Below are 6994 nucleotides of genomic sequence, written 5' to 3'. Positions count from 1 at the left end.
GTACACCGCACCGGTGGCCATCACCGGCGACGGCGAGCACGAGCTGCGGTTCCGCTCGACCGACAAGGCCGGCAACGTGGAGGAGACGAAGACCGTCTCCGCCAAGATCGACGCCACCGCGCCGGTGACCACTGCGACGTTCGCTCCGGCGAACGACGCCGGCTGGCACAACGGGACGATCCCGGTAGTGCTGACCTCGACCGACGCCGGGTCCGGCGTCAAGACGGTGGAGTGGTCGCTCGACGGTGGCGCGTGGACGCCGTACACGGAGCCGGTCGCGGTGACCGGTGACGGGCAGCACGAGCTGCTGTACCGCGCCACCGACAAGGCCGGCAACGTCGAGACGCTGAAGTCGGCGATCCTGAAGATCGACGGCACCAAGCCGACGCTGCTCGTGTCCGGCATCGCCGACGGCCAGCTCTACGGGGACAGCCAGGACGTTCGGGTGTCCTGGCAGGCCGTCGACCCGACCTCGGGCATCGCCACTGTGGTCGGCACGTTGGACGGCCAGGCGTACACCAGCGGCACCCTGCAGGCCATGTACGAGCTGCCGCTCGGCCTGCACGAGTTGACAGTGACCGCGACCGACAAGGCGGGCAACGCGACCACCTCTGCGGTCCGGTTCTTCGTCACCACCTCGTTCCGGGACATGCAGAACCTGCTGGACCGGTTCAAGGCGACGGGTCGGCTCTCGGCCAAGGCGCACAAGCAGCTGACGGCCAAGCTCGACGCGGCCCGGCAGGCCGAGGCGGCGGGCAACGACAACAAGGCGATCAAGCAGCTGACCCAGTTCCGGGATCTCGCCACCGACGCCACCCTGGTGGCCGAGGCCGAGATCCGGGACACCCTCACCCGGGACGCTGACGCGATGATCGTTCGGCTCGGCGGCACGGCCAGCAAGGCCGGCGTCAAGGCGAACGACGGCGAACCGGTCAAGGGCACCGGGCGGCTCGGTGGCGATGCCACCCGGCTGGCACCCGGTCGCCAGCTCTGATCCGACGAGGCCCCTCCCCGACGCCACGGCGTCGGGGAGGGGCCTCCCCCTTTCGTAGGCGAGGAGATGTCCGTGACGGTTATCCGCAAGGTGTTGGCCGCCGTGTTCGCCGGACTGGCCCTGACCCTGCTCTCCGCTGCCCCGGCGGCGGCGCGGGCCGACAAACTCAAGCTGACGGTGGCCGGCGACGGGGCTCAGGGGGTCACCATCCAGGCCAGCTACACCGATGGCCGACGGCTGGACCGGGTGGTACGACTGGTGCTCACCGCCACCGGGCCGGACGGGCAGAAGGTCGGGCCGGTGCAGCTGGAGCCGCAGCCGGAGGGGCAGGGCTTCTACAGCAGCGGGCCGGTGCTCACCACCGGCACGTGGAAGGTGACTGTGAACTCCCCTGCTCCCCTGACGGCCAAGGCCAGCGCAACGGTGCAGGCCCGGGCCGCACAGTCGCCGCCGGCACCCAAGCCGGTAGCGGTGAACGAGCCGGCGGACGGCGGCAGCGGGGCAGGTGCTGGCTGGTGGCCGTTCGCGGCGGCCGGCCTGGTCCTCGTCGCCGCGGCGATGGGGGTGGCCATGCTGTTCGGCCGCCGCCGCACCACCACCTGATCGACAGGCGTTTCACCAACCGGGCCGGGCCGCGACGAGCGGCCCGGCCCGGTTGCCGTTCACCCCGATTTACAGTGTGGCGCCGCTCAGAGGATGGCACGCAGCGCAGCCAGGTCCTCGTCGCTGGGCTCCCAGGTGCCGGCGGCGGCGTTGGCGCGCACCTGCTCCGGCGTGGTGGCACCGGCGATCACCGAGGTCACCGCCGGCCGGGCGGCCAGCCCACCGATCGCCACCTGGAGCATCGTCACGCCTCGCTCGTTCGCGTACGCCTCAATCGCCTCGATGGTGTCCCAGTCGGCGGCGGCGAGCCGCTCCGCGTACCGGCCACCGCCGGAGAGCCGACTGCCGGCCGGCGGCTGAGCCTCGCGCTTGTACTTGCCGGTGAGCAGCCCGTTGGCGAGCGGGAAGAACGGCAGCATGCCGAGGCCGAACCGCTCACAGGCCGGGATGATCTCGGTCTCCACCGACCGCTCCAGCAGGCTGTAGTGGTTCTGCGCGCTGATGAAGCGGGCCCGCCCGTTCGACGAGGCGACCCAGTCCGCGTCGGCGATCTGCCAGCCGGCGAAGTTGGAGTTGCCCAGGTAGCGCACCTTGCCGTCGCGGACCAGGTCGTCCAGGGCGGCAAGGGTCTCGTCGATCGGGGTGCCCGGGTCGGGCTCGTGCATCTGGTACAGGTCGATGTGGTCGGTGCCGAGCCGGCGCAGCGACGCCTCGACGGCGCGGGCGATGTAGCGCCGCGCGCCCCGGGCGCCGAAGTCCGGGCCGTTGAGGCCGTTCATGTCCATGCCGAACTTGGTGGCCACCACCACGTCGTCCCGGCGGCCCTTGAGGGCCTGCCCGAGCAGTTCCTCCGAGCCACCCTGCGGTTCGCCGTAGATGTCGGCGGTGTCGAACAGGTTGATCCCAGCGTCCAGAGCGGCGTCCACCACCGCGCGGGTGCCGTCGAGGTCGAGCTTGCGGCCGAAGTTGTTGCAGCCGATGCCGACCACGGAAACCACGAGCCCGGAGTCGCCCAACCGGCGATAGGTCATCTCAGTCACGAGATCCACCCTATGCCGACCCGGTGCGGGCCACCTCGGTTGCGGCTCAGCCGACCACCTCGGTGACCAGCTCACGGGCGGCGTCGATGGTCGCGGCCAGCTCGGTCGGACTGCTGCCGACGCCACCGAGCAACGCCTGCGCCCGCCGCGCGAACTGCGGAGGTGCCCCCGACAGCAGCCCTGCTGAGGCGATCATTCCCTTCTCGTTGACCAGCCACCGGCGTTCTCTCGCGTGCAGCACCTGAGCGAGCACCCCGACCACCCGGAACAGGCAGCCGGCGACGTACGCGCTGTCCCCGCCGACGGCGGCCTTGGCCGCCCCGTCCAGCAGGAACCCGGCTTCCCAGCCGCCGGCCACCAGCGCGTCGGCCAGCGCGGGCGGATAGTCCCGGGCCTGCCCCTGCAGCCGGGTCAGCTGTCCGGTCGGGTCCGCCAGCACCTGGCACAGCGCCACCTCGCCGACGTAGGCCGACGAGTAGAACCCGAGTGGGTGCCCGGCCTGCACACCGACCTCGTACCGGCCGGCCTGGCAGTCCGCCCAGACGCGGTGCACCCGGTCGAGGTCCCGGTAGATCCAGTCCACTGCGGCCCCGCCGATCCGCAGCCAACCGCCGCCGTCGACCCAGGGACCCCAACCACCCGGGGCGGTGAGCACCACGTCGGGATCATCGGCGACCGTCGCGGCCAGCGCCCGCAACCCCGGTACGTCCAGCTCACCCTGGTAGTACACGCCCAGGTCCCAATCGGAGTCGGGTCGGTGCTCGCCGCGCGCCCGGCTACCACCGAGCGCCACGGCGACCACCCCCGCGACGGCGCACAGCCGGTCGGGCAGGTCGGCCGGGATCACTTGACGTCCCAGACCGGTTCCGGGGTCTCCACCACCTCGCTGTCGCCCCGGAACAGCACGAACCTGTCGAAGGATCGGGTGAACCAGCGGTCGTGGGTGACCGCGATCACCGTCCCCTCGAAGGCGTTCAGGCCCGCCTCCAGGGCCTCCGCGCTGGCCAGGTCGAGGTTGTCGGTGGGCTCGTCGAGCAGCAGCAGCGTCGCCCCGGACAACTCCAGCAGCAGCACCAGGAAACGGGCCTGCTGACCGCCGGAGAGCGTGCCGAACCGCTGGTCGCCCTGGGCGGCCAACTCGTAGCGGCTGAGCACCCCCATCGCCGCGTGGCGGTCCATCCCGGTGCGGTGCTCGTCGCCGCGCCAGAGGATCTCGACGAGCGTCTTCGACATCAGCTCCGGCCGGTCGTGGGTCTGGGAGAAGTGCCCCGGGCGGACCCGCGCGCCGAGGCGGGCCGTACCGTCGTGCGCCACCGGTGCGAGCGCGCCCGCCCCGTCGACCGGCCCGTTGGCCGGGTCGGGGTCGGTGCCACCGCGGGCCAGCAGCCGCAGGAAGTGCGACTTGCCGGTGCCGTTGGCACCGAGCACAGCCACCCGGTCGCCGTACCAGATCTCCAGGTCGAAGGGGTAGGTCAGGCCGTCGAGCTCAAGCTGCTCGCAGACGACCGCGCGCTTGCCGGTCCGCCCGCCGCTCAGCCGCATCCGGATGTCCTGGTCCTTCGGGGGTACGGGCGGCGGCCCGGCCTCCTCGAACTTGCGCAACCGGGTCTGCGCGGCCTGGTAGCGCGAGGCCAACCCGTCGTTGTACGCGGCTTTCTGCTTGTACATCAGCATCAGCTCGCGCAGCTTCTGGTGCTCCTCGTCCCAGCGCCGGCGCAGCTCGTCGAGGCGGGCGTGCCGGGCTACGCGGGCGTCGTACCAGCTGGCGAAGCCGCCCGGGTGCACCCAGGCGCTGCCACCCTCGACGGCCACCACCCGGTCGGCGCTCTGGGCCAGCAACTCCCGGTCGTGCGAGACGTACAGCACCGACTTCGTCGACTCGCGCAGTCGCGCTTCCAGCCAGCGTTTGCCGGGCACGTCGAGGAAGTTGTCAGGTTCGTCGAGCAGCAGCACCTCGTCCGGGCCGCGCAGCAGCAACTCCAACGCGAAGCGCTTCTGCTGCCCCCCGGAGAGGGTGCGCACCGGCCGGTCCCGGACGGCGTCCCAGGGCTGGCCGAGCACTATCGTCGCGACGGTGTCGAAGAGCACCTCGGCGTCGTACCCGCCGGCCTCTCCCCAGGCGCCGAGCGCATCGGCGTACGCCAGCTGGGCCTTGCCCGCGGCGTTGCTGAACTTGCCGCGGGCCTCGGCCGCCCGCATGGCCGCCTCGGTCTCGGCGAGCCGGCGACCGGCGGCGCGCAGTGCCGGCGGGGCCAGTGACAATGCCAGGTCGGCGAGCGTCGACTCGTCACCGATCATGCCGATGAACTGCCGCATCACGCCGAGACCGCCGGACCGGGCGACGGCCCCGGTCGCCACCGGGAGGTCACCGGCGACCATCCGCAGCAGTGTCGTCTTTCCGGCGCCGTTCGGCCCGACCAGGGCGACCTTGCTGCCCTCACCCACCCGGAACGACACGTCGGCGAAGAGTTCCCGGCCGTCGGGCAGGACGTGCCCGACCGCTGCCACATCCACGTATCCCACGCCGGGATCCTGCCCCAGCGCGGGCGGCAGGGACATCCAATTACCGGGTGACCCGCAGCACCCGGAAGCCCTTCTGGCTGGCGTACCGCTCGACCTGCAGGCTCTGCTCGGTGAGCCAGCGTTGCAGTGAGTCGCCACCGAGGTGCCGGGCGACGACCAGCCAGCCGACGCCGTCCGGGGCGAGTCGGGGCAGCCAGCGCAGCAGCAGCTCGTGCAGCTCGTCCTTGCCGATCCGGATGGGTGGGTTGGACCAGATCTGGGCGAACCGGATATCCGCCGGCACGTCGTCCGGGGCGCGCACCCGGACGCGGTCGGCGGCGTCGACCCTTGCCGCGTTGGCGGCGGTCAGTTCGCGGGCGCGGGCGTTGACGTCGACCGCCCAGACCGTGCTCGCCGGTGCCAGGTCGGCAAGTACGCAGGCGATCGGGCCGAACCCGCAGCCGAGGTCGAGCAGGTCACCGGCGGTGTCGGTGGCGGGCAGCTCGGCCTTTCGCAGGAGTACGGCCGTGCCGGGGTCGAGGCGGCTGGCGGAAAAGACGCCGCCGGCCGAGACGAGTCGGTAGTCGCGGTCGGCGACGGAGAACTCGACCTCCCGCGACGGAGCGTCGCTTGCGGGCTGAGCGGTGAAGTAGTGGTCGCCGGTCACGCCGGCAATTCTCGCACCGGCCCGGGCCGACCAGGACGCGACCCACGCGCACATTTCCCTAATATTACCCCCTAAAGGGACAATCACTCTTACTCTGGGCGTCATGGTGTATCGGTACGAGTCCGATGAGGACGCTTTCGCGGAGTACCCGGAGCCCGGGTCCGACCTGTCGGTGTTCGGCGCCGGTCCGCCCCCACCGGCGGGACCGTCTCCGTCCCGCTTCCCCACGCCGTCGCTGCCCCGGCCGAACCAGCTCGCGCTGCCGTCGACGCAGCCCGCGCCGGCCCGCGCCCAGGTTCCGCCCGCGCCGGCTCGTACCGAGATCCCGCCCGCCCCGCCCCGCAGCCAGGTCTACACCTCCGCCGTCGCGGCGCACCCCAGAGACCGGCGCGCTGGTGGCCGGCTGTGGCAGGTGCTGATCGGCGGCGCGGCAGTCCTGGTGCTGCTCGCGCTCTGCGGCCTCGGTGCCGCCGCGCTGCTCGACGAGCGCAACGGGCAACCGACGGCCGACCCGACGTACCAGCCGAACGCCGCGCCGACGTCCGCCGCAGCGGAACGGCTGGCCCTCGACTCCCGAGAATCCGACCAGGCCCCGCTCACCGCCAAGGAACTCTTTCCCGGCAAGGAACTGAACGTCACCGCCGGCCAACCGAGCTACCAGGTACTCAAGACCCAGTCCAGCGGCAGCTGCGCAGTCGCCACCACCGGCGAGGTCGCCGACCTGCTGACCCTCCTCGGCTGCAACCAGGTCGTCCGGGCCACCCTGCGGACGCCCGACGGCGCCCACCTGGTCACCGCCGGGTTGTTCAACCTCACCGACAAGGTAAGCGCGGAACGGGCCCGGGACCGGATCCGCCCCCTGCTGGACGAGCGGCAGGGCCGCTTCCGTGGCCTCACCGCCGAGGACGGTGACGGCACCGACGTACTGGCCAGCGCGCCCGCCCGGGTCGGCTGGCAGGTACGCGGTCACTACCTGGCGTACGCCCTGGTGGTCCGCGGGGACGGGGCGGCGATCAAGGCGGGTGACACCACGGTCCGCGAGATCCTGTTCGACATGATCGAGCTGCACCTCAGCCGGGGCGTCCTGCAACAGCGGGCCGACGGCGGCACTGCCGCCCAGCCGACGCCGGAGCCCTCCGCCAGCAGCGCCGACGAGGATCTGCCCGGCGAGTGAGCACTCGCCACACC

General features: G+C 72.1%; 7 protein-coding genes. 3 read left to right on the top strand and 4 right to left on the bottom strand.

The genetic code is table 11. The features are described from left to right. On the top strand, positions 1-994 hold a 994-nt coding region (locus AB0B85_RS30670), incomplete at its 5' end, for an Ig-like domain repeat protein (protein ID WP_357412716.1). A 66-nt stretch (positions 995-1060) separates the two neighbouring features. Next, a complete protein-coding gene (locus AB0B85_RS30665) occupies positions 1061-1597 on the top strand; it encodes a hypothetical protein (RefSeq protein ID WP_357412714.1) in 537 nt (178 codons plus the stop codon). Positions 1598-1683: 86 nt separating this feature from the next. Here the strand turns inward: AB0B85_RS30665 and AB0B85_RS30660 are convergent, their stop codons facing one another. The 4 genes from AB0B85_RS30660 to AB0B85_RS30645 are packed head-to-tail and all read right to left on the bottom strand — an operon-like array spanning position 1684 to position 5806. Continuing rightward, positions 1684-2646 (bottom strand): aldo/keto reductase, encoded by a 963-nt coding sequence (locus AB0B85_RS30660; RefSeq protein ID WP_357412711.1) that lies wholly within the window; start codon positions 2644-2646, stop codon positions 1684-1686. A 37-nt stretch (positions 2647-2683) separates the two neighbouring features. After that, positions 2684-3484 (bottom strand): nucleotidyltransferase domain-containing protein, encoded by an 801-nt coding sequence (locus AB0B85_RS30655; protein ID WP_357412709.1) that lies wholly within the window; start codon positions 3482-3484, stop codon positions 2684-2686. After that, entirely contained in the window at positions 3481-5160 is a 1680-nt protein-coding gene (locus AB0B85_RS30650; RefSeq protein ID WP_357412707.1) for an ATP-binding cassette domain-containing protein, read from the bottom strand. Before AB0B85_RS30650 ends, AB0B85_RS30655 begins: the two co-directional genes overlap by 4 nt. A 40-nt stretch (positions 5161-5200) precedes the next feature. Next, positions 5201-5806 carry a methyltransferase gene (locus AB0B85_RS30645; RefSeq protein ID WP_357412724.1) on the bottom strand — a complete coding sequence of 202 codons (606 nt, stop codon included), beginning with the start codon at positions 5804-5806 and terminating at the stop codon, positions 5201-5203. A gap of 103 nt (positions 5807-5909) precedes the next feature. Here AB0B85_RS30645 and AB0B85_RS30640 point away from each other — a divergent pair, with 103 nt between their 5' ends. Next, positions 5910-6980 carry a hypothetical protein gene (locus tag AB0B85_RS30640; protein ID WP_357412705.1) on the top strand — a complete coding sequence of 357 codons (1071 nt, stop codon included), beginning with the start codon at positions 5910-5912 and terminating at the stop codon, positions 6978-6980. Positions 6981-6994 lie beyond the last annotated feature (14 nt).

This window comes from Micromonospora sp. NPDC049044 (assembly GCF_040649215.1).
GTDB lineage: Bacteria > Actinomycetota > Actinomycetes > Mycobacteriales > Micromonosporaceae > Micromonospora.
This window is presented reverse-complemented; position numbering and strand designations above follow the sequence as displayed.

Excerpts from the sequence above, each read along its gene's own strand:
- AB0B85_RS30665 (WP_357412714.1), top strand. The coding sequence starts at position 1,061 with ATGTCCGTGACGGTTATCCGCAAGGTGTTGGCCGCCGTGTTCGCCGGA.
- AB0B85_RS30640 (WP_357412705.1), top strand. The coding sequence starts at position 5,910 with ATGGTGTATCGGTACGAGTCCGATGAGGACGCTTTCGCGGAGTACCCG.